We start from the raw sequence: 26,294 nt of genomic DNA on the forward strand, positions 1-26,294 counted from the left end.
ACCTATTACTCAAATTCTAAATATTTAAAATTGTGTTTTGCTGTCGCTCTTATGAAGTACTAACCATTGTTCTTTTTCGGTCGTGTGGTTTCACTGTAAGTGAGGTAAGGACTTGAATATTGTTTCCGGTCCACCCAATCATCATCACTAGCAAGGACAGGTATCGCTTTTTCTGGTGCAGCTTCCGCTACTTTTATTTCAGTAACTTTAGGCACTGCGACTGGTGCAGCTGTCACATTCGTAGGCGTTGCAGAGCCTTCTCGAATCGTTTCTGTGTAGGTCAATGCACGTGTAGAATAAGAAATTTTACGGCCCACTATATCCTTATCAATAGTTGCTTGAGAGTTCTGAACTGCGGCAGCAGTTGACCCAGAAACGATGCCGTTACTCATTCCACTTCCACCTAATACGCTGGATAAGCCTTGTGCCCCCTGACCCAAACTTGCCATTTGTGAAGCAGAAAGTCCCAAGTTGAGTTTCGATGAAATTGCAGATAGTGCAGAGTTGGTGACTTGGTCTTTAAATTGATTTAATGCCTGTCCACCTAGATCTTTTAATGCATTTTTTCCGATATTTTTTAAAGAATCGGCATTTAAATTAAAGAGATTATCTTTTAACTGTGATGTTAAATTTTGCCCCAACGAACCCAATGTATTTTGTAAAAAGTCCGAAGCGCCTGGTACCACTTTTTCCGCCCAATCATAGTTGCGATTAAAGTGACTAGACTGATCCCACGCACTGCGTGGATCTTTATCAAACTCCACTTTCGCGGGTCCCGGTGCAATGCCTGTAACTTGTGCAAAGCCATTGCCATCGAGTTTCCCTGAAACTTGTTTACCTAAAGCATCAATCACTTTAAAACCGGTGCCACTAAAGAAATCTTGCCCCCCATAACTTTTAAGAAGTTCTAAGGCACCTTTCAAAGGGTTTGAAGCAGGAAGTTGTGTAGACTTGCTTGCACTCGATGCAGGTTTAAATAGATGCTGCCCTGCATTTACTTCAAATTTACCGCCTGTCTTAGCAAGAATTCCCGAGCCATTTAAAGTAATTTGGGAAGAAGCTCCTGTGATCACAATCTCTTTAGGACTGCTAATCTCTATTTTGTCTTCAGTAGAAGAAATCGTAATTCCTTTTTTTGCCAAAATATCCAAAGCATCAGACTGTGCCTGAATTTCGACTTTACTTTGCGCTGCTATTGCTTTAATACCACCTTGAGCTGCAAATAAGCTAACCTTACCTAAAGCTTGTCCCACAATATTTTTTTGCGTACTCAGGTTAATGCTATCACCGGCAATTTGGTTGATCATGCCTGTTGCAGATAAATGAATATCCTCTGGTGTACTAAGTGCAATACCATCCACTGAGTTAAGTAAAAGAATGGCTTTTTTAAATTTAGCGATATCTTTTTCTATTTCACTGGCAAAAGCTTTGAGCTGTTCAACAGATTCAATTTCATCTGTTCTTTGTTGCTTTGCAATATCACTTAAAGACTTACTATTACTATGACTCGTCTCCAGCTGTGTTCTTGCAATCTCTGCATCTAAATGTTCACCATTGGCCTTTTCCTGTTTATAAGTCGACACCAATAAACCTTGTCCAGCTCGTACTGCCCCCCATTGATCGGTCCGCAGCTCAAAACCTTCACCCCGATCTTCACTTTCTGCTTTATCTTTTGGATGACTGAGCTTACCGAGGTTCAGTTGGCTCGCACCATGACTACTTTGCAGCTGGGTACTAATTTGCCCCGTGGTGTCATCAAAGCGTAATTGACCAAAACCCTCTCCCGCCACTTCTTTGGAACGAATTCCCGCGAGTTTTTTGGTATCTGGTAATTGTCCTTTATTGTCAAATTTAGTAGGACTACGCTGCGCTTCATGAATACGACCCACAACAAAAGGTCGGTCAATATTGCCATCAAAGAAATCGACGACAACTATTTCACCAATTCGAGGTAAGAAGCGTGCGCCATAACCTTCGCCGGCCCAAGGCGTCAGTACATCAACCCAAGCCGAGTCTGTGTCATTATTATTCGCACCTGCACCGCCATCATGACCATGATCATCGGAACGGGTAAATAGGAAACGGACTTTTATCCGTCCCCATTCATCAACATGGATTTCTTCACCAGCAGGACCCACAACTTTGGCACGCTGCGGATGTGTTACTGGTCGATGTGTAAGTGGATTAAATTCAGGGACGGTCGTAATATTTCGACGTTGCAAAGCCAAGGTATTGGCTTGGCGTTCATCCGCATCGCTTTGTTTGACTTGCCACTGACTTTGATGGATCAGTTGTGTAACTTGATCGGTTAAGTCTTTGGGTAAATTATTTTGATTATAAAAAGACTTGGATAAAATCAAAAACTCTTGATCGGCACCACGATGCTGGTCAATCTCTGGATGCTCATCCAATTTGAACCAATAACCAACTTGTGTATCACGCACGGTACTTTTAGCAATAAATTGTTTGGCTTGAGCTGCATAATAATCACTAAAATTTTGATTGAGACGTTCAACTTGAGCACTATTAGAGGCAGTTGCAGCATCTTCACCATTCAGATCTTGCATCCATGCAGGGCTCACATGCCATGCCTGCTCTAAGCTTAAGCTCGCATTATCTTGATTTTGACTATGTAGATGCTTGCTTTGTACTGCACCCCCCCCCTCGTCCTGTTCAAGCACATCCGCCTGCCACCGCTGCACATGTACCGACGTCGGTTGCAGACTGCGCTGACCGATAAAACTGGTCATACTGTCTTGCTTTTCTGTAGCGCTGCTGCGATGAAAACGGATATTGCGACGATCTAGAGGCTGATATTGACTATTTTCATCAATTAAACGCAGCTTTTGGGCTTGGAGTGGCGCTGAAGAGGAAGAGACAAAATGCTGCGCTTCATCAATTAACCAATGAATGCCTTCACTGCGTAGTAAGCGAGTAATAAAATCATAGTCGGTTTCATTACTTTGCATCATGAATGGTCGAACGTCATACTCTTTTTTTAAGCCACTTAAGTCCAAACTTAAGCTCGCTGCAAAAAGTGGGCTCTTTTTTTGCCATTCTTTAAAAATAATCTCGACCACATCTTTGACCGATTTATTCATAAACACGCGGCTATTACGACGCTTATGCCACAATGCCGTTGCATCTTCTAAGGTCAACTTATATAGCGTTAATGCGCCATCACTTTGGCCTTGAAATGCTTCTGTAATGATCCCGGTAATACGAAAAAGTTGCCCCGCATCGGTCACCTGATCGATTGTGGCTTGCGTACCAATAAATTGTTTGAGTTCTAAGGTGGCAGAAGTTGAGAGACAGATGAGCTGAACATTCAAACCTTCACTTAAGGCATGTTTCCCATCAATACGTTGCAAGAATACTTGTTCATTCAGCGTGGTATTGGAAAATTGAATATGCAAGGCACGTTTTTGTGGACTAATGCCCAATTTTTCAATTGCAGAATATATATTGTTCAGCATCGTTATTATCTAAAATCAGATTTTTATAAAATATGCGGGGTATTTAATCAAAAAAACTCATATTTTTCTAGGCATAAACTGCCTGCTTTGTTGGGTTTTATGTAAGTAAAAATTCAAATTTCCACATTAATTCTTTATGTTATTTTTACTCTATTTATTTCTGCATTAAAAAAATATAGAGACCATCAAACTAAACTTCAGGTCTCTTCATATTACCTTACTGCTTTGCATCACGATTAATTGGCATTTAAAAATGCGTGAATATTCTCCAATTGTTCTTGTGCTTCGACATAGCCTTGCAAGGCCGCTTTTTCCAAATATTGCTGTGCAATTTTAAGATCACGCTCTACGCCCATGCCATGAATATATAAATAGCCCAATCGCGTTAACGCCACAGCATTCATCCCCTGAGCCGCTTGTGCATAATAGCTATGCGCTTGGGTTAAATCTTGCTGTACACCTAAACCATGTTCTGACATTTCACCAAGCTGGTACAAGGCAGTCACATTTCCTAATCCCGCCGCTTGCGAGAAATACTGCAACGCTTGTTGGAAATCTTGTGTTCCCCATTGTCCTTTTAAATTAACTAGACCTAGTTGCGTGAGTGCATCAGGATGACCTAATTTTGCCGCTTTCAACAATGCCCGCTGTGTTTGAGCATCATCAAATTGTAGATCAGGTAAGATATTGTCCACGGCTAAACGGTAGAGATACCAAGCAGCATCCTGCGAACCTTGTTCTGCGGCTTTTTCCAGATAACTCAAACAGTAATCACGATGTGCTAATGGATACTCTGGCAATGCATAAAAACGTCCAATCACATAGTTTTGATCGGCGACACAAGTAATGGACATATCATTTAAGTGTCTTGCCGCTTCAACTAAAAGTTGCTGCGCTTGCTTGATATTTCGCTCAACACCGACGCCGTGTAGATAGCATAGGGCCAAACCAACTTGGTTAATGAATAATGGTTTGAATTGATACGCTGTTTGATATAACTCAAATGCTTTTTGCGGATCATCACGAACCAAATACTTTTCAAAATACAGTGCGGCAATAAGACTAATCGCTTCAGCATCTTTAAGTTGAGCAGCTTCGGTCAGAAAGCGAAAACCTAAAGTTTCCTGCTTCTCCAAGTACCAACCATGAAAATGTGCAATACCTAATAATCGGCTGGCTGCAGCAACTTTGTGCTCTTTGGCCTGCTGCAAAAGATCATGATAAACCCGCTGACGCTGATCGACATCGATCTTACCCATCAATACTGCTTGATAATATTCATACAACTGCTGCTGGTGCCCGAGTAGCAATCCTCGCTTTAAATATTGCAATGACTTTTCATCATTTTGCGCAAGATACTTTCCTTGAGCATAGAACTGCTGCAATTGCTGAATAGCCGCCATATGATCTTGTTGGGCAGCTTTCAGTAAATATTCCAATCCTAGAGCAATATTTGGCGTGGCTTGTTTTAAATAGAACTGTGCCAATTGATACTGTGAATTGACATGTCCATTGTCTGCATTTTTTTGCAACAAATCTAAATGTTGTTGCTCGGCATGTGTCTGATCTTCTGGGTTTAATTCGGCGAGTCGATATTGTGCATCCAAATGACCGCGTGAAATCGCATGTCGATACCAATATTGTGCTTTCTCAATATTGGGCACTCCGCCATAGATACCTTCTTCAACTTGCCCCAACACATATGCAGCATCATCACTGCCTAAACTATTGGCTTTTTCCAATAAAGCCAGCGCATTTTCCACACTGACTTCTCGGCCTAAGCCTTGTAAATGCATCTGCCCCATAGCGACATAGGCCTGCGGAATTTCATGCTGTTTGGCCAAATTTTGATACAATTCATAGGCACGCGCATAGTCGGTTGGTGCATCAAGCATTAAACGTTCTGCAAATTTCAGCTGTGCATCTAATTGGTCTATCCACAAGTCATGCCCAACCGCTTTAGCCTGATCGCGTTTCACTGGATCGGGTCTTTTCCACATCCAAAACGCAAGTGCTCCCATCCCCAAAATTAGTATCAGTAAAAACCACATACTCGCCCCAAAAAAATCAATATTTTAATTATTCCAACATTGTGTCTGATTTTAATTCTATATACAAAAAAAGCACCGAATTTGGTGCTTTATTTTTTTTCAAAATGAGATAGCTGTCATGCTTTTGCTCGTTTTGCATCAAGTTTTTTGAGCACCTCTGACACAGCCACCATCGCAAAGCTGGACGTCACCACTACTGCTGAACCATATCCACCACAACGTAAGCCCGCACTTGGACAAACATCAGCACTGGAAAATGGATTATCAATCGAATAAACACAGGTAATGCCAAACTTTTCTTTCGGCTTTTTACAAATGCCTTTGCCGCGTAATTGTGTGCGCAATTTGGCTAACATTGGGTCTTGCTCTGTTCTTGATAAATCTGCGACTCGGATTTTCAGCGGATCAAGTTTACCCCCTGCTCCACCGGAAACGATCAACGGAATTTTATTAAAACGGCAATGTAGCATTAAGGCAAATTTGGCCTTCACATCATCAATACAATCTAAAATCAGGTCAGGAGCACCTGCCAAAATTTCTTTGACATTTTCGGGTGTGAGATAATCATCAATCAAATTTATTTTGATTCGGGGATTGATCGCACGGCATCGCTCTGCCATCACTTCAATTTTTTCATGTCCCAATGTCGTGCTCATGGCAGGCAATTGTCGATTAATATTCGATGCAGCAACGACATCCATATCGACCAAGGTCAGCTCACCAATACCTGTACGCGCTAAAGCTTCGACCGCCCATGAGCCTACACCACCAATCCCAATCACCATGACATGACTTTTTTCATAATGATGAAAACTTTCATCACCATATATTTTGGCTACGCCAGCAAAACGGCGGTCATATTCATCATCTTGGAGCAGTTCAGTCATAGGTTTGGAGGCAGTGTTAAATCAGCCGCCATTTTAGCAAATTCGCTACTTATTTTCTTTGATAAAACGCAATTCAGCATACATCGCAATAGAGCGGCATTCGCATCAGGTCTAAATCCATCAAAATAAACATTTACAGCGAACGAAGATCTATTTTAAAAATATAACCATAGATCAAAAACTCAAGTGTGTATTGCTATGGACATCCATCCTCTTCCAAATAATTTAAAAATCACCGATGACAAAAATGAAATAGATTTAGACACCGTGCATCGCTTTTTAAGCCATACCTATTGGTCAAAAGATATTCCAAAACATGTGGTGAAAAAAGCGATTGAAAACTCTTTGGCCGTGGCCTTACTTCTCGATGATGAACTCATCGGTTTTGGTCGTGCCATTACGGATTATGCAACTTTTGCCTATTTAGCTGATATTTATGTAGCCGACGAACATCGAGGCAAAGGCTATTCAAAATTGATAGTGAGTACTTTATTTGAAAAATGTGGCTCCGCAGATCTCAGACGCATGTTACTTGCAACGGCTGATGCACATGGCCTATATCGTCAATTTGGCTTTACCGATTTGGCTCAACCTGCAAATTTCCTCGAGATTCATCAAGCCAACATCTATCAACGATAGAGAAAATATCTCGGATAAAAAAAAGAGGCTTTCGCCTCTTTTTCGATCTTACAACCTTAGTCTTTATTCATAATAAAGAAATATTCACGGTAGTATTTGAGCTCTGCAATCGAGTCACGGATATCATCCATCGCCAAATGCGACGCATTTTTCTTCAAGCCACCCATGATTTCTGGGCGCCAGCGTTTCGCCAATTCTTTCACTGATGAAACATCGAGATTACGGTAGTGGAAGTATTGTTCCATTTCAGGCATTAAACGATGTAAAAAACGACGATCTTGGCAAATTGAGTTACCGCACATCGGTGATGATTTTGGATTCACCCATTTTTTCAAAAATTCTAAAGTTTGCTGTTCAGCATCTTGTGCTGTCAATTTACTACGACGTACACGTTCGATCAGACCAGATTGACCATGTTGGCGAGTGTTCCACTCATCCATTGCATTGAGCACACGGTCAGACTGATGTACCGCAAGCACAGGCCCTTCCGCCAGAATATTTAAATTATCGTCCGTCACAATTGTTGCAACTTCAATAATCTGGTCGTTATCTGTATCTAGACCTGTCATTTCAAGGTCAATCCAAATCAGGCGTGTATCAGGTGTGCTGCTCATAAATGTGCAATCTTATTAGGCTGTAAAAATGAACATAGTAGCAAATTAATTGGGCTTGCGCTGTAAATAGACCCTGCTTTCATGCTATTTTTGCCATCTAGTTTTCATGGTTTTTTAGGATATGAATGGCTTTAATTCGTAAGCGCCGACTGACTGAACAGCAGCAACGTCGCATTCAGAAGCAACATAAATCTCGTCAGGAAGAAATCGATACTTCTGCAGATTTGGAAGGCTTGGTCGTCCAACATTATGGTCGTCAACTTGAAGTTCAAGCGCTGTCTACACCCGACCAGCATCCTGAAAAACCCATTGTGCAAGCAGGTGAACCTGAGCCACATTGGAAACCCATCGAATTAGGCAGTGTTTGGCGCTGCCATACCCGTACCAATCTCGAATTATTGGTGACGGGTGACCGTGTCAAGTGGCAAGCTGACCCGATCACAGGTTTAGGGATTATTACCGCGATTCATCCACGCCAATCTTTACTGACACGCCCTGACCGTTATCACAAAGTGAAACCTGTCGCGGCCAATGTCAGCCTGATTGTGATTGTATTTGCACCACTTCCTGAACCAGCGCCAGGCCTGATTGACCGCTATTTAGTGGCCTGTGCAGATGCCGATATTCCAGCATTATTGGTCTTAAATAAATCCGACTTGCTTAAAGACAACGATCCGATCTTAACGCTATTACAAGAATATCGTGACTTGGGCTATGAGGTCATGCAAACCCAATCCGATGGTGACTTAAGCACACTTTCTGCTCGACTTTCTGGTGAAACTGTCGCATTTGTAGGTCAGTCTGGGGTTGGTAAGAGCACTTTAATTAATGCCATTGTTCCGGATGCTGCGCAAAAAACCAATATTATTTCGGAAAACTCCGCGCTCGGTCAGCACACCACCACCTCTACGCGCTTAATTGCGTTTGGTGAAGGTTCTGCATTGATTGATTCACCAGGAATCCGTGAATTTGGTTTATGGCACTTAGAACTGGAAAAAGTTCAACAAGGTTTCCCTGAGATTGAGTCACATTTGGGTTATTGTCAGTTCCGTAACTGTACGCATAAACATGAAAAGCAATGTGCGCTTAGAATGGCGGCTCAAAATGGCGAAATTTTACCGCGTCGATTAGACAGTTATTTACGTCTGATCGACGAAATCACGGAAGCGCAGCAAAAAAATTAATTTTTATTCTGTTCATGCCCTTGAAGGGGTGATTTTGATCACCATATTTATGGGCTATACTCTTGGCAATTTAAAATTGTAGTTAGGTGAATTGTGGAACGTTGGTTCGAATTTATGGGGAATCACCCCTTCTTATTTGGAACGCTGGCTGTATTGGTCGTGCTGTTCTTTATTCTTGAAGGCCAGCGTAATGGTCGCAAAATTTCACCTCAATCTTTAGGGATTTTAGTTAAAGCTAAAAATGCTCAATTGATTGACTTACGTGATGCGAAAGACTTCCGCGAAGGTCATATTAGCGGTAGCCGTAATATTCCATATAGCCAAATTACAAAACACATTGAAGAGTTAAAAACTTCTGATCGCCCGTTGGTTTTTGTATGTAACCTTGGTCAAGTGGCAGGTTCTGCATTGCAACAAGTCGGTCATGCAGATGCATACCGTTTAGACGGCGGCATTAGCAACTGGAAAGCTCAAGGCTTACCTCTAGTTAAAAGCAAATAAGCGCTTCTTAGGAGATTAACATGGCTGAAGTTACGATTTATTCAACAACTGTATGTCCTTACTGCATTCGTGCAAAACAGCTCCTAGAGCGTAAAGGCGTGGCTTATAAAGAAATTAATTTATCAAATGAAGCGCCTGAAGTACGTGTTGAATTGATGCAACGCACCAACCACCGTACCGTTCCTCAAATTTTTATTAATGATCAGTTTATTGGCGGTTTTGACCAACTTTATGCTTTAGAGCGTGAAGGCAAACTCGACGGCATGCTATCTTAATTTTAAACATAAATCGTCACCTCATATTAAGGAATAAACAATGAGTGAAGAACAACAAGCTCAACCACAATTGGCATTAGAGCGTATTTATACTAAAGATATTTCTTTCGAAGTACCTGGGGCTCAAGTATTTACTAAAGAATGGCAGCCTGAACTAAATATCAACCTTTCTTCTTCTGCAGAAAAAGTTGATCCAACACACTTCGAAGTTTCACTGAAAGTTGTCGTTCAAGCGAACAATGCGGGTGACACTGCATTTATCGTTGACGTTACTCAAGCAGGTATCTTCCTGATCGATAGCGTTGAAGAAGAACGTCTTCCTTACATTCTTGGTGCTTACTGCCCAAATATCTTGTTCCCATTCCTACGTGAAGCTGTGAACGATATGGTGACTAAAGGCAGCTTCCCACAATTATTGCTTACACCAATTAACTTCGATGCTGAATTCGAAGCGAATTTGCAACGTGCGCAAACTGCTGCTGAAGGCCAAGCTTAATCGCTTATCTTCAAATCTAAAAAAGACCGCTTTTGCGGTCTTTTTTATGCTTTATTTATTCCCTCTCCTTCCAGGAGATGAGAAACACTGTTTCCAAGGGGAGAGGTTTTTATTCCCTCACCCTCGCCCTCTCCCAAAGGGAGAGGGAACTTAAAGAGAATTACTCAGCATCTGCCATTAGATCAGCGCTCATACCTACAGTATTAAAGCCTGCATCAACATACAGAATTTCACCTGTAATACCATTTGCCCAAGGTGAGCAAAGGAACAATGCTGCATTACCGACATCTTCAATGGTGACATTGCGTTTAAGCGGTGCGACTTTTTCATTTAGATCTAACATTTTACGGAAAGATTTAATCCCTGAAGCGGCTAAAGTACGAATCGGACCTGCTGAAATCGCATTTACACGAATACCTTCAGCACCAAGACTTGTTGCCAAATAACGTACGCCTGCTTCTAATGACGCTTTTGCCATGCCCATCACGTTATAGTTTGGCATTACACGTTCAGAACCTTGGTAAGTCAGTGTCAATAAACAACCTTGACGCGCAGCCAATAAAGGTTTTGCTGCACGAGCCATCGCAATAAAGCTATATGCGCTGATGTCGTGAGCAATTTTAAAACCTTCACGGTCTGTAATATCAGTAAAATCGCCATCTAAAGTATGTGCAGGCGCAAAACCAATTGAATGCACAACACCGTCTAAACCATCCCAATGTTTAGCAAGTTCAGCAAAAGCGGTATCAATTTCAGCGTCCACTGCTACATCACATGGGAAAACTAAAGTTGAACCAAATTGTTCAGCAAAATCATCTACACGTTTTTTTAATTTTTCGTTTGGATAAGTAAAAGCCAGTTCTGCACCTTCGCGATGTAAAGCTTGCGCAATACCAAATGCGATTGATAACTTACTTGCAATACCCGCGATTAAAAAGCGTTTGCCAGCCAATAGTCCTTGTGCCATGTGAAACTCACTCAAAATAATTTAACAGCATAATGCCAAGTCTAAAGCATTTTAGAAATTGCATAATGCGCCTTTTTTTAGAAAACCATCATTGCATGCACGACGCGAATGAAAATAGATTCAATCAAGCAGCATCAATATTTATTGGCCCTTAAGCGTCCAGATGCAATGCCTGTAATGAATTTTTCCATAATATATCTGCAATCTCAGATTCAGTACGGTTTAAACTCTTAGCCAAACCTTGCAAGACATAGGGCAAATTGACCGGCGTATTGCGAGTACGCCCTTCTGTCGAATGCTGACAACATAAGGGTGTCATATCAGGACAGTCGGTTTCTAAGACTAAATGCGCTGCACCCAAAGTCTGAACCACTTGATGTAATTTTTTTGCATTCGGATTGGTGATTTGCCCTGTTACACCAATTTTAAAACCTAGTTTGGTAAATGCCTTCGCTTCTTCAACACCACCACTAAATGCATGTGCGATACCACCGAGCTTAAATTGATGCTTTTTCAACATCGAAAGCACCTCCGCATGGGATTTGCGAATATGCAGCAAAATGGGTTTATCAAACTGCTGTGCTAATTCAAGTTGTGCGGAAAAATACTGCTGCTGCTTTTGAAAAAGTTCGGGCTGTTTATGCTGTTTCAAAAAGGTATCTAAACCTATTTCACCGATAGCGACACAATCATGCTGCTTTAGCAGCTGTTCCACATCGAACAAATGTTCTGTACGATGTTGCTCAATATAAAACGGATGTAAGCCGGGGGCTAAATAGCTTTTGGGAGCATTGGATAAACGAGCTAAAAACTCTTGGGTTTGCAGCAAATCGTGAAAACGTGACTGCACAAAACCAATCAATACCAAAGCATCGACACCCACCTGTTTGGCAGCATGCGCCAACTGTTCCCGATCAACGTCAAAATCAGGAACATCAAAATGCGTATGCGTATCAAACAGTAAGTAAGTCATTGAACTAATTAATTTGCTTTTACGGCTGAGGCTTCAGCAGCTTCAACTACTGGTAGATATTGCTTTTTCAAGATACTTTGCAATTGATCATACGGAATGGTCAAACGTGGTAAACCCGCCACATATGGCCCAATTTCATATTCGGCATATTGCAAAATTAGACCTTGCTGACTTAGATAAAAGTTATCAGACAGTTTAAATTTCCAAATCTGTTCATATTCTTGAACATTGTCCGCCAACTTGGCATCTTTCACCCAAGTTTTAAAGACTTCATAGCCCAGCTTTTCAAGTTTAGTACGTTGATTGGGCAGCAATATGTCATTGAGCTGTACCAATTTTTGAGTGCTTAAATCGAAGTTATAATATTGCTGTGCAGAAGAACCATGCGCCCCACCTAAATATGAGCTGGTATTTAAAACCACTGTTGCCAAGGGTTTTTCAGCATTCAATATTTTAGGTTTAATCATCAAACTGATTTGCTGATTGGCACTTAAAGATTTCAATTCTTTATCTAAATTTAAAAACGCTTGCATATAAGGCTGCGTGGCTTTTTCCAATTTTAATTTGGGCGTTTCAACCTTGGCCAAAGCAGATTTTGCTTCAGATGCTGCAGGAACTTCACTTGCAGCGGGAGCATCAGTGCTCAGCGTCTTATCTTCTAAAGGCGAAACAGATAGAATTTCGTCTAACTGTTTTAAGATTTTCGCATCAATAAATTCATCAATAAAGGCTTGATTACTGTTTAAGCGTTCAACTGAAATTTCAGGACAGACCCCGCCATCACATTCAGGTAAATTCAGTTGTAATTTTTCCGCATCACCAATCAGTTTTGCACTCAAATCTGGCTGTTCAGTTTTGGCTTGATCCGGCTTTTTTTCAGGTTCAGCTTGTTGTGGCTGACACGCCGTGAATGCAACAGAAACTGCCAATATTGAGCTTGCCCAAATTTTATTTTTTTGCACCATTGCTTCAACCTTTCATTTCGAATAATTGATATTTATCTCAGTAAATATCTCATCAAATTAAATACTTTCGTTGTTTAGAACATATGCTGATACACATCAGCTTTCAAGACTTGTTGTGTTTGCGCTTTGCTGAGATAAATATCCAGTTGTGTACTATCTTTGATAATTTCATCTGTACGATAATGCAAACCAACACCTTCTTGATCAAAGAACCAATCTGCTTGGCCCCAATAGAGCTTTTTCGGTGCCGATTTTTTGACATCCACCTCTTGTTCATCTAACCATTTGCCATAGGCTTGCTGCACAATGGCATCCATATTTTGCTGCTGCTTTGCATCAATAATATCTAAGGGTTTGAGATTTTTTTTCGCACGACGGTCTGCCACAAAAAAATAATAGCGCTCTTTGACCGTGATATTTTCCTGTTTGGTATCGACACCGATTTGCAGCAGCACATATTGATTCCGTTGATATGGAACTCGTGTGTACATCGCCAATTCATAGGCTTTATTGGTTTTAAACTCGGCCTGCCAAGCATCTGATTTTTTCACATACGCATCGACAGCTTGTTGGAGATTCATATTCTGCTTTAGTGCAATCTGATCTTGTACGACGCTCGCCTGATTCTTTTCAATCCAGCTATTCAACCACGTATCTACGGTCTGAATGGTTTGTATCTCTAAATCAATACAACTTTTATTTTCACAAAACGGTTTGGCAATTTTAGCGGCTTGCTCTTGGATATTTAAATAAGGCAAAACATCTGGATTAATCACAGCCGCTTCAGAAGCACCACCGTCGGCCGGCTTTGTCGCTTTGTTTTCTTTTCCTGAATCACATGCACTGAGCAGCAAAACACTCCCCAAAAGTGCAAAAACTGTAGCATCCTTGAATTTTTTCATGATGTCCTAAACGACCAAATGATTGCGTAATGTATGGATTTAAAAACTCTACCACAAAATAAAACAGCTTCACGAAGAAGCTGTTTTATTTCTGTAAAAGAACAACTTAGTGTTCACGTGTATTACTGAACACGATATCCGGATAACGTTCTTGCATTAACTGTAAATTCACACGACTTGGTGCAAGATAAGTTAAATGACCACCGCCATCGACAGACAATTGGTCATGTGCTTTTTTCTTAAATTCGTTGAATTTTTTCTCGTCATCACACGATACCCAACGTACGGTATTGATGCTTACAGGCTCGTAAATACAATCAACTTTGTATTCTTCTTTCAGACGATATGCCACCACTTCAAACTGAAGCACACCCACAGCACCCACGATTAAGTCGTTACTGTTTTGCGGCATAAAGACCTGGGTCGCACCTTCTTCTGACAGTTCTTTTAAGCCTTTTTGTAGCTGTTTTGACTTCAATGGATCTTTTAAACGCACGCGACGGAACATTTCAGGTGCGAAGTGAGGAATACCGGTAAAGTGTAAATCTTCACCTGAAGTAAAGGTATCACCGATCTGAATCGTACCATGGTTATGCAAACCGATAATGTCACCCGGCCATGCTTCTTCAAGATGTTGACGGTCACCGGCAAGGAACGTCAAAGCATCACTAATACGTACATCTTTACCTAGACGCACATGTTTCATTTTCAAGCCTTTTTCATACTTACCTGAACAGATACGCATGAATGCAATACGGTCACGGTGTTTTGGATCCATATTGGCTTGAATTTTAAAGACGAAACCTGTGAAGCCTTCTTCAGTCGCTTCAACTTTACGGTCCTGAGTCGGATGTGCTTTAGGTTCAGGCGCATATTGACTAAATGCATCCAGAACATGGTCTACACCAAAGTTACCGAGTGCCGTACCAAACAAGACTGGCGTTTGACGGCCTGCCAAAAATTCATCTCGGTCTAAAGGCTCATTGGCCATTTGAACCAATTCCAATGATTCTTCAAATGCTGCCCAAGCGAGATCGCCGACTTTTTCACGCAAATCTGCATAGTCATAGCCATCACGGACTTCAATATCCGTAATGGTTGAACCGAAACCTGCCTTATAAACGTAGAATTTTTCTTCGAGTAGGTTAAATACACCCGCAAAGTCACGACCTGTACCCAGTGGCCAAGTAATCGGAACACATTTAATTTTTAAAACGTTTTCGATTTCATCAAGCAATTCTAATGGCTCACGAATTTCACGGTCCATTTTGTTGACGAATGAAATAATCGGCGTGTCGCGCATACGACACACTTCCATCAACTTGATCGTACGATCTTCGACACCTTTTGCACCATCAATCACCATAAGTGCAGAGTCAACGGCAGTTAATGTACGGTAGGTATCTTCAGAAAAGTCTTCATGCCCTGGGGTGTCGAGCAAGTTAATCATCTTGTCTTTAAACGGGAACTGCATAACAGAAGTGGTGATCGAAATCCCACGTTCTTTTTCCATTTCCATCCAGTCAGACGTTGCCGCACGATCAGATTTACGGCTTTTTACCATACCTGCAACCTGAATCGCCTGTCCCCATAACAACAGTTTTTCTGTCATTGTGGTTTTACCGGCATCGGGGTGGGAAATAATAGCAAAAGTTCTGCGAGCCGCTACTTCTCTGGCTAATTGATCTTTAAACATAAGGGAAATCTTCAATATGTACACAGTTTTGTACACACTTTTAAAAGTGTATCAAACTAGTGAAGTGATAACTTAAAATTGGCGCAATTGTAGCAGATTTCTAGATATTGTATTCACGCATTACTTATTCAAGAAAAGTCAGTCATTCAGAGTCAATATCAAACTTAGTTTTAAAATATGTCTACAATCACAACTACTAAAATAAGACATGAAAAGTAAATTGAAAATTTGTTAAGATTCGTGATAGTTAATACATTAAAACCTTTCAAATGAGCCTTCTGATGTCAGTAATAAAAAAAATATTACCCTTAACTTTTTTAGTTGGGGGTAGCATTTCTTATACTCATGCTGATTTGGTTGAATTAGATTCAACAACTACAGATAGGATTGAGATGCTTACAAGCACATTAGCAAATGGGACATATGCAGATTCAGACGATTCTTCAAAAACCGCTCAATTTAATACTGTAATTAGTGAATCTCCTCAGGTAGTTTTACAAGAAGACTATAAGCATCTCAATATTAAACCTTTATATAAAAATTCTGTAGTTAAATACTTTCCAAAAAGTCAAGAGTATTATGAAATAAAACAATTCCCTAATAACATTCACATGTATAAAAGTACAGATAAAAATTTTGCTTTATTCTTAGATCTTGATATGGAAGATCCGTATAAAAGCGCCTGGTCAGTCAATTGTCGGATAGATCAAATTACTGATGAGAAAATTTGCGCTGTATTGAAATACGAATTTATGTTGATGCGCTCTTCAAAAACAGGATGGACTTTGACAGTCAGTAAAGAAATTGAACGACTCAATACGTATCACTATCATTATTTAAGAGTAGATAAAAATGCTCCATTCAAGACAAAATTAATCTTTAATGGCTCATCCGTTAATCCAATTATTAATCAAATGAAAAATGGCAAGACTCTCTATACTCGTTTTTATGAATGGAGCGACTTTTATGAAGAGACAATTTCTTTATATGGATTTTCAGCTGCTTATGAAACAATGAATTTAATATATTCTCAACTAAGATAAAGTCCGTGAGTTGATATAGCTAAATACTGAATTTATCAGCACACCTAAAACCATAGGAAATGGGTTTTACAGATATTTCCATGTGCTGATGTTTTTAGAATTTGGCTATACCACACCACTTACTAAATATGAATTGCCTCAACAAACCCCAAATAAAAAGCTCTAACGCTAGGTTAGAGCTTTTGCAATCACTTATTTCTAAATCTTAAGTAATCATCTAATCTCTTACTTTCAGTAACTTCGTTATGTGGTATCAATAAATAATACCAAGGTTTGGTCGACACTGTTGAGGCATTCTTGCACCACTCACTTCCAGCTTGAGCCTTTATGACTACCTCTTCTGAAGTCATTTCATTCTCTGCTTTTGTTTCAGCAAGCAAATAATACTTTTCCGTCTCAACTACAAAGTCTGGAATGTATTCAGGTTGTGCCCCTTGAAAATTATAATAAATTTGGAATTGCCCTTTTGCAGGCTTAAACCATTTATTACTATCTCGTTCTAAAATAATTGCAAAGCGTCTTTCTGTATCGGAATCAAACTTTTGAAAAACCATGAGACATTTTGAGAAACCCGTAAAAAGCAATTTCTTAATTGGTATTCCTCGAGCGGGTGTCACGCGAATAGACTGAGGTGGAATTTCCTTTACTGCCGTAAAACTTGGCTGTTTTAGCTCAACAAAACTGCGGTTAATTACAACATTATAGTTTGATGCATTTTCCCAATGATGCTCTTGCATTTGACCATGAATATTATTAGCTATCGTTTGATAATTTTGTTCAACAACCTGCATTACCTCGTCATCAGTTAAGTAGGTTTTGAAATAATCTACCATTTGATTCGACAAGTTATATAACAAATCAGCCTGAGTAAAATAATCAATATCATCAAAATCGATCAATGCATAAACAATACGATCTTGAGGACTCTTTTCATTCAAGGCTTCATCTGCCTTAATACTGAAAATTTGATTATTACTTAAGTTTTGACCAATTAATTCACGCTCTTGTGGCTGTAAATGCAATCCTTGAACATCAAGATCAAATGAATGATATCCAGTTGTTACATCATCAGAAGGTGTTACTGAAATACGTGGAATATCAATCGTATTTTGAATATGTACTTCTGTAACCTGCTGAACAATTTTTAATACTTCTTCTTCGGATGGAAGTTTTTTGTTACTTTGCTCATCACCAAAATCTAACTCTTGAACCATACTTGAGGCATTTTCCTGAATTGCCTTAAGTACATTTGCTGTCATTTGTGCTTGAACTTCATGACGAGTTAAATCTTCACTATGTTTTACAGTTTCAGTATTTTTAGCCTGTGCTTGAATCTCTTTCTTTACTTGCTGAATTGTCTGAATCACTGTTGAGTTTGTTAAATCCAAATCAACTTTCAGCTTTGTCTCATTAGTCTTTTCATCGTTTAGCTCAACCTGATCTTGAATAGTAATGGTTTCTTGAGTATCAGTTTGCTGACTGTGCCCCGTACCTAACAGCACATCTAAACGAGATGTACTTGTTACACTAATGACTTCTTGCTCTTCATTTTCAGGTTCAAGAATATAAGTTTTTAATTTAAGAATGGAATCTTCTCGATTCGCCTCATCTACAATATCTTGGAATCGATCATGAGCAACAATACTCAGGCGATCTACCTCTTCTACACCTGTACGCTTTCCATAAGGCAAACGCAAACCACGACCAATAGATTGTTCCACCAAAGTACGAGCATTTGCAGCACGCAATGGAATGATTGTATAGAGGTTCGTTACGTCCCAGCCTTCTTTTAGCATGTTGACATGAATAACGATTTCTGTAGGTTCATTTGGATCTTCGACTGACAGTAATCGTTGTGTGATTTCTTCTTCTTTCGTACTACTATCAACTTGAATTACTTTATCTTTGTATTGACCTTTGAAAAATTCATCAGACTCGATACGTTCTTTTAACTGAGCAGCATGGGTCGTGTCACGTGCAATAATGAGGACAAAAGGTTTAACTTTTGACTGACCTGTATTTTGCGCATAGTTAATTAAATGCACCTTAGTCTTTTCATGTAAGCGAATACCGTCTTTAAGCTTGATCTCTTCTATCTGTTCTGTGCTTAAACCTTTAGGATCAAAGTTACGTTGAGTCACTACTGCTGGCTCTTTCACAAAGCCATCTTCCATTGCTCGCGCTAATGGATAATCCATCACTACATTTTTAAATGCAACTGGACCTCTATTGGTTTCAACAAATGGTGTTGCAGTTACCTCTAAACCCATTAAAGGATTAAGCTCATTAATCGCTTTAATCCCTGCGCTTGCACGATAACGATGTGACTCATCCATTAAAAGTACTAAGTCATTTAACCCAGCTAAATGATTAAAATAGCTTTCCCCTAATACTTCACGCATACGCTTAATACGAGGTTCTTTACCACCACGAACTTCACTATTAATTTTTGAAATATTAAATACATTTATACGTATTTGACCTAATAAACTAGCTGTTGCAGTATCACGACTATCGTAGTTATCACCCGTGATAATCATTGGTGACTGAAAGTTAAATTGAGCTAAATTGGCAAATACATACTTAGGTGTATTTGGGGTAAAGTCGGTAATTAACTTTTCATAAATCGTTAAGTTTGGCGCTAAAACAAAGAAGTTATTGATGTCATAAGCTAAATGTAAATAAGCAATAAAAGCACCCATCAGGCGTGTTTTACCTACACCTGTCGCCAAGCTAAAACAAATACTTGGAAAGTCTCTTTCAAAGTCAGTTAACGTTGGAAATACTGTTTGTAACTTTGCTAATGTTTGCGCATTAACATCAGTATCTCGTCCCTGCTTCATTAATAACTCTTTGGCATTTTGAATTGCTAAATCGAGTTTTTCTAAGCTTTCAGCTTGTGGCGCACGCAAAGACAAGCGTGCTTTTAAGTCTTTAACAACTTGGGCAACAGGGTTACGCTGTGAATGTTGAATTGATGCTGTCATGTTTGATCCCCAAATAAGTCACCCGTTACCTGACTTTGTTCTTGCGTATTTTTAACTTTTTTTGCTTTTGGCTTTTCTTCAATATCTGGTTCTGACATTGGTAGATTTTGAACATTCAAACTGTAATCATCATGCCCCCACTCACATGCTTTAATGATACTGTTTGGAATTTTCTTTAACGTTAGATTGGTAAAACGATCAATATTTTTAGAACGCCAAGCACTCGCAATGATCAACAAAGTACGACCTTCACCGACTTCCTCAGAAATCGCCTGTAACTGTTGATCAGTCAATGTCTGTGTAGTGACATAAATAAAATCCGTTTCACTACCTTTGCCATGATTCCAATACTCGGTTTCTGAAGGCGTGTAGGTATAGCCTTCTAGCTTACACATTGCTTCGACAAGCATTTCCTGATTATATTCAGGGTTGATAACCCAATTATCCCATTGATCTTTTTTCATCAAGCTTGGTGCGAGTTTGTAATAGCGGAAACCACCGCCACCCTGCCAGCCAGTAGATTCGGTAACGCCGCCTTTATCTTCTCCATCAATCACTTTTTGCAGACGAGGAATGATATGCGTATGGCAATGCTCACCCAGTTCAACCATGATCCAACGACGACCCATTTTATGGGCAACTGCACCAGTTGTGCCTGAGCCTGCAAATGAGTCAAGAATTAAATCACCTTTATTAGTAGCAATATGAATAATACGCTCAATTAAACGCTCAGGTTTAGGAGTATCAAATAAGTCTTTACCAAATAAACTTTGTATCTCTTTTTTCGATTCATCAGTGTGCCCTACTTCATTAGATGGCCACCATGTCCAAGGTGCCACACCTTCAACCTCAGAAAGGTATCGAATAATATTAGGCTGAGCATCTCCTTTTTTCCCAAAATATATCCGTCCTTCGGATAACAGTTTTTTATATGTATCTTCAGCAATACCCCAACAACGACCATTAGGCGGAACATGTCTTGCACCCGTAGGAGTAACTACTTCATAAAATTGACTAGGTGTTGCATGGCCAGCCTGCGCTGTCATTGGCACAGGACGCCATCTCCCATTAGGATCATTATTAGGATTTTTATAAACTTTTGCTTGTTCTTCACTAATAGGGAGTTTATTTCTTAATGCTTTAAAATTTGTAGGACTTTTTGCATATACAATAATATATTCATGCACATCACCAATTGCCTGTCTATTTTCTCTAGAATATCTCTTTTGCCAGACATTACAGGCAATAAAGTTGGACCGGCCACATATTTCATCTAAAACTAAACGTAAATATGGCATTTCATTATCGTCAATACTTATCCATAAACTACCTGAATCTTTATCTAAAAGATTCCATAGAATTTCTAAACGATCTCGAATTAAACCTAACCAAATAGAATGCTCTAAGCCATCATCATAATGATCAAAGGCACTACCCGTATTATAGGGTGGATCGATATAAATACATTTTACCTTGCCTGTATATTCACGTTCTAAGGCTTTAAGCGCAAGTAAGTTGTCGCCAAATATAAGTTTATTATCAAAGATATCATTTTCTGAAACTTTGCTCGTTGCATGGTAAGACTTTGAAGGGTCTTCGAGTAAAATTCGTGGCTCTAGGCGTGGTCGCTTGTCTTTACCAATCCAAGTGAGTTCAAGTTTTGTTTTTGACATCATAAATCTCTTAAATTTTCTAAACGATCCAACCAATGATTAAAATGCAGACATTGTCTACGCATTTCATCAAGACCTATCTCCATCGCAATAATCGTACCTTGTACAACTTTTTTATAATCAGGAATTAAACCTAAAATACGTTTAGATGGTGCTGTATGTGGACTGTTATTAATTTCTTCAGGTGAAGTATAGCTATTTTTTATTTGATGCAGACTATCTATAATTGATACATCATCAACCCACCATTCAAACTTGTCAGGATCAACAAATAGTAAAGCTTCAAATTCATGCAGCATAATGTAGGGCAAAAAGTTTTGTTCACTAATATCTAGTTCTAAAGCATTCTCCAAAAAATCTACTTTATCGTGACAATTATTTAAAGAACTATAACCAGAACTATTTTTCATTGGAAAATCATTAGGTAAAGCGTATAAGTCAAAAAAGGTAGTTACCCATGCATTTCTATCTTGTTTACAAAGCTTTAATATTTGAGGTTTTATTTTGGCATAACTGGTTATCCCCCCCTTACAGCTTTTACTTGTAGACACAATAATTGGCTGAATAAAAATGTCTAACTGAGCATAAAAAGGAACTATTGCTTCATCAACAAAAGACTCTTCTGTTTGTCCTTCGACCAAAATATAGATACGTTTCATCGATTAGGTCTGCCCCCAATGATATTTTTCTTCCATAGTTCACCAAGAGAATACTCATCAAGCCATTCAGAGAGTTTTTCCGAATCAAGTCTTGTAAAAATCGAGTCCCCCTTAATTTTATCGACAACAATCAAATCCTCTAATGAAAATTCATTAAGTAACTCAACAGACTGTGTTGAAATGATAATTTGATGATCTATAGCTGTAGACTTTATGAGGTTAGCTAAAACTTTAATTGCATACGGATGTAAACCTAATTCAGGCTCATCAATTAATATTGTTGCTGGCATAAATTCATCAGGTAACAGTAATACTGTAACCAAACAGATAAAACGTAGAGTGCCATCTGATAATGCACTAGCATTGAACGGCTCATCTTGCCCTGCTTCAATCCATTCCAGTTGAATTTTTTCTGGATTTGAGACTGTAGGACGTAAATGAAAATCACCAAAGAACGGAGCAACTAAACGAATTGTTTTTACAATACGTTTGTAGTTTGACTCATATTGTTGCTTCAACCGATACAAAAATGCAGCCAAGTTTTTTCCATCTTGTCTTAAATATTCATTATCACCGATATTATGAATTTGCTTCACCGTGGCAGTCGAGCTCGTATCATGAAAGTGATACAACGTCCAACTCATAATTGCTGGAACTACATAATTATAGATATTTGTCTTGTTCTTTTGCTCTGCAATATAACTCTCGAAATGCCCACCTCTCGCTCTCCAATCACCATGAACATTCCACCACAATGCCTCTCGTTCAAACATCATTCGATTATCTTGAGTGGGAATTAAACTAAACTTATATCCATTATTACCAAAATAAAGTTCAGCTTTAAGCCTTTCTGTCTTTTTCCGTCCAAAATGTAAAACTGAATCTGGTCCACCTGACTCCCCAATTGCTAATTGCAATTGCTCATCAACAATTTTTCCTATCAGCTTAAAAAAGCTAATCAAATTAGATTTACCAGCACCATTCGCACCTATTAAAATATTTAATCTATTGAGCTCTAAATCACACTTTTCTATGGATTTATAACCTTCAATAACGATGCGTGAAATCTGCTTTTCACGAATATCATCAACCATATGCCATCTTCAAAATTTTTAGTATCTATGTTAATTGCCATTCAATCACAAACAACTTCTTCACAGCAATTTTTTGTTCAAGTTGCCCCTCTAACTGACCAATCAATTCATTTCGCTGCATATCAATTTCATCTTGACGATCAAACAACTCTCGACGCAGCTTTGTACGCTTCATCTCTAATTCACGCTGAGTTTTTTGCCAATTCAACTTATCTTGTAATGAAGCTGCTATTGTCGCGGATTTTCTGGCTTCTTTAATCGCTTTATCAATTTCCTTAATCTCAACTTCAAGACCATTTTTTAAATCATCCGCCCAGCCATCAAGCTTGATAATTTCCTGATCGAAAAATCCAAGATTCCGAACATTGACATCCTCAAGAATCTTGTTCTTACGATTTTCTTGCTCTAAACATATCTTCTCAGGCAATACAATTTGAGCAATATCAGCTTGAGATTTCATTGGTAATTTTAAGAGTTTCTCCGGATCATCATCCGCCAAAATTTCACCTGAATTAGTTATTGCACTCAAAACAAGATGTTGTTCAAGACGCCCAAGGCTAGATACCTCTAATAGCTCAGCTATGAGAATTCCAGATTCACCAATGAAAGGTTTTAAACTCGATACCTGCAAACCATACGCATCATAATCAAATATGAGTTTTTCAGGCTTTAAAGCCAATGACTTATATCGATCCAATAAACCTTGGACAAAGGGATGATTTAAGCGGATCACATGTTCATGGGTATTTGTTTTGGCTAGATCATAACGACCTATATTGAATGATGTTCCATCAATCGTAATTGCATCATTTAATTGAAAACCATTTTCATCAAATACGACATTTGCCTCATGAGCACTAAATTCATCATTGAGCAATGCCAATAAATATTGCTCATAAGTCTGTCGAATTTGAATAGCATCAGACTTAATACGATAGAGGACATTTTCATCAAAATGATTCATTAGCAAATTACGTGTATTCAGCATTGCTTCATTAATTTCAGCCGAAAGCTCATTCTGTAAACTTTCAAAGCTTTGTGCTATTTCTTCAGGATCGCGACACTCCTGATAAATTTCTGCAATTCTTTTTTCAAAATCCACACCAGAACCAATTGTTCCTAGAATTTCATCACTTGCACCAAAGACCCCATCAAAAAGTTGGAACTTTTCAGATAGTAAATCATAAACACGAGAATCAGCTTCATTACTTCGATCAACAAAATTTACCACTACAACATCATGCTTTTGACCATAACGATGGCATCGTCCAATACGTTGCTCAATACGCTGTGGATTCCATGGCAAATCATAGTTAATAATCAAAGAACAAAACTGTAAGTTAATCCCTTCCGCACCTGCCTCCGTCGCAATCATGACAGAACCTTGCTCTTTAAAGTAATCAACTAATGCTGCACGTGTATCTGCTGACTTCGCACCTGTAACACGATCCGTCCCTTTATATCTCTCAATCCATTCCTTATAGATTTTCTTCGCTTTATCATCATTATTGGTGCCGTTAAATAAGACCAATCCATCAAAATAGGATGTACCTTTCAACAATTCGGTGAGATATTCTTGAGTCCGTTTCGACTCAGTAAAAATAATAGCTTTTCTTTCTGCACCTAACTCTTGCAAAGCCTCAAATGACGTCTCTAATGCTGTAAGTAAAGCTTGCCCTTTAGACTGCTGTTTAATATTTACGGCTAAAGATTGAAACTCTTTAAGCTCAGCAATTTCCAACTCAATTGCTTGCTTTTCTTGAGCTGATAAAATTTCATCTTCTTCAAGAAGCTCTTCATAGTCATCTCCAGACTCTGTTAAAGCTTCGTAGTCATCATCTAACTCATCCAAAATATTAGAATCCTGATCAAGCAATTTCTTTTCTAGACGAGTAGTCATTGTGGCTAAAGCACCAGCAATCGCCTGAGTTGATGAAGCGAGTAATTTCCACAAGACAAGGGAAATCAACTGTCTTTGTCCAACAGGTAATGCTTGTAAATTAGGGCGACGTAAATAGTCAGCGACCAATTCTCTTAATTGTTGCTCTTCTTTAGATGGCGTAAAGTCCTGAACAATTGCACGTCGTGCTGTATACGAAACAAAAGGCTGTACCTGTTGTCTTAGAGTTCGTTTACATACCGTTGCTAATCTTGCACGAAGTTGAGGAAGTGTTATTTCCTTATCACCTGCAATAAACTGACTTTTAAAACTTTCCAAGTCACCAAAGACTCGTTCATCCAAAATACTCACCAAACCATAAAGCTCTAATAAAGAGTTTTGTAATGGGGTTGCCGTTAATAGTACTTTGTTGTGCACATGCGCTAGAGATTGCTTGATCACATTTGCTGTTATATTTTGTTTTTTATAAACGTTTCTCAGTCGATGTGCTTCATCGATTACAACTAAATCCCAAGCAATATTCTTTATGTCATTGGCTTTGGATTTTGCAAACTGATAAGAACAGATAATAATGTCATCTTGAACAAAAGGCTTTGAGATACCTTCTTTTTTAAGTTGATTATAAATTTTTGCTTCAAAAATAACAGCCTTCAAGCCAAACTTGTCATAAAGCTCCTGATACCACTGCTTTCTAAGATTAGCTGGAGTAATGATTAAAATACGTTTTTTTCTCTCAGCCCAAGTTTGGGCAATCACTAGACCTGCTTCAATGGTTTTACCCAAACCAACTTCATCAGCCAGTAGAACACCTTGGGATAGTGGATTTTTGAATGCGAATAAAGCGGCATCAACTTGATGTGGGTTCAAATCAACTTGCGAGTCAATCAATGTTGACGCAAGTGAATCAATAGAATTGTCCGCAGATTTTTTAGTCAGCAACCATGATAGATATTGTTTTTGTTGATTAGAAAGCATGACTGACATAACTCAATGTTTTATAAGCAAGTGATGAAAATATCATAACATTAATAAAAGTTTTTCCAGCTTAATCTGCAATGAAACATACATGATTTATCGCACTGATGTAGAGTTATCTTCTCTGCTATACTAATTTTAGTTGTTAGATTGATGGAGTCTTAAAATGCTTAAATCCACCGAACAGAAAAAAAAACATATTCAGGCAACACGCGTGCAAAACTACCAAGCCAGCCTCAAGCTTGAAGGGATTACCACATCAGGTAATCTAACCCAACTAAGCAAAGCGCAAATTTTGCAAAAATATAAAAAGTATTCACAACCTGAAAGCTAACTG

Annotated in this window: 21 protein-coding genes; 7 read left to right on the forward strand and 14 right to left on the reverse strand. The window is 39.0% G+C overall.

Annotation, left to right across the window (positions count from 1 at the left end):
* Positions 1-59: 59 nt before the first annotated feature.
* The 3 genes from FTU12_RS00455 to FTU12_RS00465 all read right to left on the reverse strand — a co-directional run bounded on the left by FTU12_RS00455 (position 60) and on the right by FTU12_RS00465 (position 6,414).
* Complete coding sequence (locus FTU12_RS00455; RefSeq protein WP_180113519.1) at positions 60-3,476, reverse strand: type VI secretion system Vgr family protein; 3,417 nt, start codon at positions 3,474-3,476, stop codon at positions 60-62.
* 236 nt (positions 3,477-3,712) lie between these two features.
* Positions 3,713-5,527, reverse strand: a complete 1,815-nt coding sequence (locus FTU12_RS00460) for a tetratricopeptide repeat protein (RefSeq protein WP_180113520.1) — start codon at positions 5,525-5,527, stop codon at positions 3,713-3,715.
* 116 nt (positions 5,528-5,643) lie between these two features.
* Entirely contained in the window at positions 5,644-6,414 is a 771-nt protein-coding gene (locus FTU12_RS00465) for a ThiF family adenylyltransferase (RefSeq protein WP_180113521.1), read from the reverse strand.
* Between the two features lie 198 nt (positions 6,415-6,612).
* On the opposite strand from FTU12_RS00465, the gene FTU12_RS00470 reads away from it, so the two are divergent.
* Entirely contained in the window at positions 6,613-7,053 is a 441-nt protein-coding gene (locus FTU12_RS00470) for a GNAT family N-acetyltransferase (protein ID WP_180113522.1), read from the forward strand.
* Positions 7,054-7,109: 56 nt separating this feature from the next.
* Here the strand turns inward: FTU12_RS00470 and orn are convergent, their stop codons facing one another.
* On the reverse strand, positions 7,110-7,667 hold the full coding sequence (orn, locus tag FTU12_RS00475; protein ID WP_067763591.1) for an oligoribonuclease: 558 nt from the start codon (positions 7,665-7,667) through the stop codon (positions 7,110-7,112).
* Between the two features lie 125 nt (positions 7,668-7,792).
* On the opposite strand from orn, the gene rsgA reads away from it, so the two are divergent.
* The 4 genes from rsgA (at position 7,793) to secB (ending at position 10,123) form a co-directional block, all read left to right on the forward strand.
* Entirely contained in the window at positions 7,793-8,851 is a 1,059-nt protein-coding gene (rsgA, locus tag FTU12_RS00480) for a ribosome small subunit-dependent GTPase A (RefSeq protein WP_078192688.1), read from the forward strand.
* Between the two features lie 93 nt (positions 8,852-8,944).
* Complete coding sequence (locus FTU12_RS00485) at positions 8,945-9,352, forward strand: rhodanese-like domain-containing protein (protein ID WP_078189639.1); 408 nt, start codon at positions 8,945-8,947, stop codon at positions 9,350-9,352.
* Positions 9,353-9,372: 20 nt separating this feature from the next.
* Positions 9,373-9,627, forward strand: a complete 255-nt coding sequence (gene grxC, locus FTU12_RS00490; RefSeq protein WP_078189640.1) for a glutaredoxin 3 — start codon at positions 9,373-9,375, stop codon at positions 9,625-9,627.
* Positions 9,628-9,667: 40 nt separating this feature from the next.
* Positions 9,668-10,123: a protein-export chaperone SecB gene (gene secB, locus FTU12_RS00495; protein WP_078189641.1), complete on the forward strand. Its 456-nt coding sequence runs from the start codon at positions 9,668-9,670 to the stop codon at positions 10,121-10,123.
* Between the two features lie 160 nt (positions 10,124-10,283).
* Here the strand turns inward: secB and FTU12_RS00500 are convergent, their stop codons facing one another.
* From FTU12_RS00500 to FTU12_RS00520, 5 genes are all read right to left on the reverse strand, one after another.
* Positions 10,284-11,090: an enoyl-ACP reductase gene (locus FTU12_RS00500; RefSeq protein ID WP_078189642.1), complete on the reverse strand. Its 807-nt coding sequence runs from the start codon at positions 11,088-11,090 to the stop codon at positions 10,284-10,286.
* A gap of 151 nt (positions 11,091-11,241) precedes the next feature.
* Entirely contained in the window at positions 11,242-12,063 is an 822-nt protein-coding gene (locus FTU12_RS00505) for a TatD family hydrolase (protein ID WP_180113523.1), read from the reverse strand.
* 8 nt (positions 12,064-12,071) lie between these two features.
* The gene (locus FTU12_RS00510; RefSeq protein ID WP_180010219.1) at positions 12,072-13,028 is read right to left on the reverse strand and encodes an RsiV family protein; all 957 of its coding nucleotides are present in this window, start codon (positions 13,026-13,028) and stop codon (positions 12,072-12,074) included.
* Positions 13,029-13,102: 74 nt separating this feature from the next.
* Positions 13,103-13,930: a hypothetical protein gene (locus FTU12_RS00515; RefSeq protein WP_180113524.1), complete on the reverse strand. Its 828-nt coding sequence runs from the start codon at positions 13,928-13,930 to the stop codon at positions 13,103-13,105.
* A gap of 106 nt (positions 13,931-14,036) precedes the next feature.
* A complete protein-coding gene (locus FTU12_RS00520) occupies positions 14,037-15,626 on the reverse strand; it encodes a peptide chain release factor 3 (protein ID WP_180113525.1) in 1,590 nt (529 codons plus the stop codon).
* Positions 15,627-15,907: 281 nt separating this feature from the next.
* On the opposite strand from FTU12_RS00520, the gene FTU12_RS00525 reads away from it, so the two are divergent.
* Positions 15,908-16,669: a hypothetical protein gene (locus FTU12_RS00525; RefSeq protein ID WP_180113526.1), complete on the forward strand. Its 762-nt coding sequence runs from the start codon at positions 15,908-15,910 to the stop codon at positions 16,667-16,669.
* 188 nt (positions 16,670-16,857) lie between these two features.
* Here FTU12_RS00525 and FTU12_RS00530 read toward each other — a convergent pair whose 3' ends face one another.
* From FTU12_RS00530 to FTU12_RS00550, 5 genes are read right to left on the reverse strand one after another with little or no spacing between them, the layout of a single operon-like run.
* Positions 16,858-19,656, reverse strand: coding sequence for a DEAD/DEAH box helicase (locus FTU12_RS00530; RefSeq protein WP_180113527.1), 2,799 nt, complete (start codon positions 19,654-19,656; stop codon positions 16,858-16,860).
* Complete coding sequence (locus tag FTU12_RS00535; RefSeq protein ID WP_180113528.1) at positions 19,653-21,329, reverse strand: site-specific DNA-methyltransferase; 1,677 nt, start codon at positions 21,327-21,329, stop codon at positions 19,653-19,655. Before FTU12_RS00535 ends, FTU12_RS00530 begins: the two co-directional genes overlap by 4 nt.
* The gene (locus FTU12_RS00540) at positions 21,329-21,988 is read right to left on the reverse strand and encodes a DUF4276 family protein (protein WP_180113529.1); all 660 of its coding nucleotides are present in this window, start codon (positions 21,986-21,988) and stop codon (positions 21,329-21,331) included. The genes FTU12_RS00535 and FTU12_RS00540 overlap by 1 nt, the downstream gene beginning before the upstream one ends.
* A complete protein-coding gene (locus tag FTU12_RS00545; protein WP_180113530.1) occupies positions 21,985-23,082 on the reverse strand; it encodes an AAA family ATPase in 1,098 nt (365 codons plus the stop codon). The genes FTU12_RS00540 and FTU12_RS00545 overlap by 4 nt, the downstream gene beginning before the upstream one ends.
* A gap of 25 nt (positions 23,083-23,107) precedes the next feature.
* Entirely contained in the window at positions 23,108-25,966 is a 2,859-nt protein-coding gene (locus tag FTU12_RS00550; RefSeq protein ID WP_180113531.1) for an SNF2-related protein, read from the reverse strand.
* 157 nt (positions 25,967-26,123) lie between these two features.
* Between FTU12_RS00550 and FTU12_RS00555 the strand changes: the two genes are divergently transcribed.
* Positions 26,124-26,291 (forward strand): YhfG family protein, encoded by a 168-nt coding sequence (locus FTU12_RS00555; RefSeq protein ID WP_079280864.1) that lies wholly within the window; start codon positions 26,124-26,126, stop codon positions 26,289-26,291.
* The last annotated feature ends 3 nt before the right edge of the window (positions 26,292-26,294 follow it).

Origin of the sequence: Acinetobacter sp. YH12063, from assembly GCF_013419715.1 — a bacterium.
Taxonomy (GTDB): Bacteria; Pseudomonadota; Gammaproteobacteria; order Pseudomonadales; family Moraxellaceae; genus Acinetobacter; species Acinetobacter amyesii.

What these genes read in the sequence shown, in the direction of transcription:
- FTU12_RS00455 (WP_180113519.1), bottom strand. Translation starts at nt 3,476, where the DNA reads ATGCTGAACAATATATATTCTGCAATTGAAAAATTGGGCATTAGTCCA.
- FTU12_RS00460 (WP_180113520.1), bottom strand. Translation starts at nt 5,527, where the DNA reads ATGTGGTTTTTACTGATACTAATTTTGGGGATGGGAGCACTTGCGTTT.
- FTU12_RS00465 (WP_180113521.1), bottom strand. Translation starts at nt 6,414, where the DNA reads ATGACTGAACTGCTCCAAGATGATGAATATGACCGCCGTTTTGCTGGC.
- FTU12_RS00470 (WP_180113522.1), top strand. Translation starts at nt 6,613, where the DNA reads ATGGACATCCATCCTCTTCCAAATAATTTAAAAATCACCGATGACAAA.
- orn (WP_067763591.1), bottom strand. Translation starts at nt 7,667, where the DNA reads ATGAGCAGCACACCTGATACACGCCTGATTTGGATTGACCTTGAAATG.
- rsgA (WP_078192688.1), top strand. Translation starts at nt 7,793, where the DNA reads ATGGCTTTAATTCGTAAGCGCCGACTGACTGAACAGCAGCAACGTCGC.
- grxC (WP_078189640.1), top strand. Translation starts at nt 9,373, where the DNA reads ATGGCTGAAGTTACGATTTATTCAACAACTGTATGTCCTTACTGCATT.
- secB (WP_078189641.1), top strand. Translation starts at nt 9,668, where the DNA reads ATGAGTGAAGAACAACAAGCTCAACCACAATTGGCATTAGAGCGTATT.
- FTU12_RS00500 (WP_078189642.1), bottom strand. Translation starts at nt 11,090, where the DNA reads ATGGCACAAGGACTATTGGCTGGCAAACGCTTTTTAATCGCGGGTATT.
- FTU12_RS00505 (WP_180113523.1), bottom strand. Translation starts at nt 12,063, where the DNA reads ATGACTTACTTACTGTTTGATACGCATACGCATTTTGATGTTCCTGAT.
- FTU12_RS00510 (WP_180010219.1), bottom strand. Translation starts at nt 13,028, where the DNA reads ATGGTGCAAAAAAATAAAATTTGGGCAAGCTCAATATTGGCAGTTTCT.
- FTU12_RS00515 (WP_180113524.1), bottom strand. Translation starts at nt 13,930, where the DNA reads ATGAAAAAATTCAAGGATGCTACAGTTTTTGCACTTTTGGGGAGTGTT.
- FTU12_RS00520 (WP_180113525.1), bottom strand. Translation starts at nt 15,626, where the DNA reads ATGTTTAAAGATCAATTAGCCAGAGAAGTAGCGGCTCGCAGAACTTTT.
- FTU12_RS00525 (WP_180113526.1), top strand. Translation starts at nt 15,908, where the DNA reads ATGTCAGTAATAAAAAAAATATTACCCTTAACTTTTTTAGTTGGGGGT.
- FTU12_RS00530 (WP_180113527.1), bottom strand. Translation starts at nt 19,656, where the DNA reads ATGACAGCATCAATTCAACATTCACAGCGTAACCCTGTTGCCCAAGTT.
- FTU12_RS00535 (WP_180113528.1), bottom strand. Translation starts at nt 21,329, where the DNA reads ATGTCAAAAACAAAACTTGAACTCACTTGGATTGGTAAAGACAAGCGA.
- FTU12_RS00540 (WP_180113529.1), bottom strand. Translation starts at nt 21,988, where the DNA reads ATGAAACGTATCTATATTTTGGTCGAAGGACAAACAGAAGAGTCTTTT.
- FTU12_RS00545 (WP_180113530.1), bottom strand. Translation starts at nt 23,082, where the DNA reads ATGGTTGATGATATTCGTGAAAAGCAGATTTCACGCATCGTTATTGAA.
- FTU12_RS00550 (WP_180113531.1), bottom strand. Translation starts at nt 25,966, where the DNA reads ATGTCAGTCATGCTTTCTAATCAACAAAAACAATATCTATCATGGTTG.
- FTU12_RS00555 (WP_079280864.1), top strand. Translation starts at nt 26,124, where the DNA reads ATGCTTAAATCCACCGAACAGAAAAAAAAACATATTCAGGCAACACGC.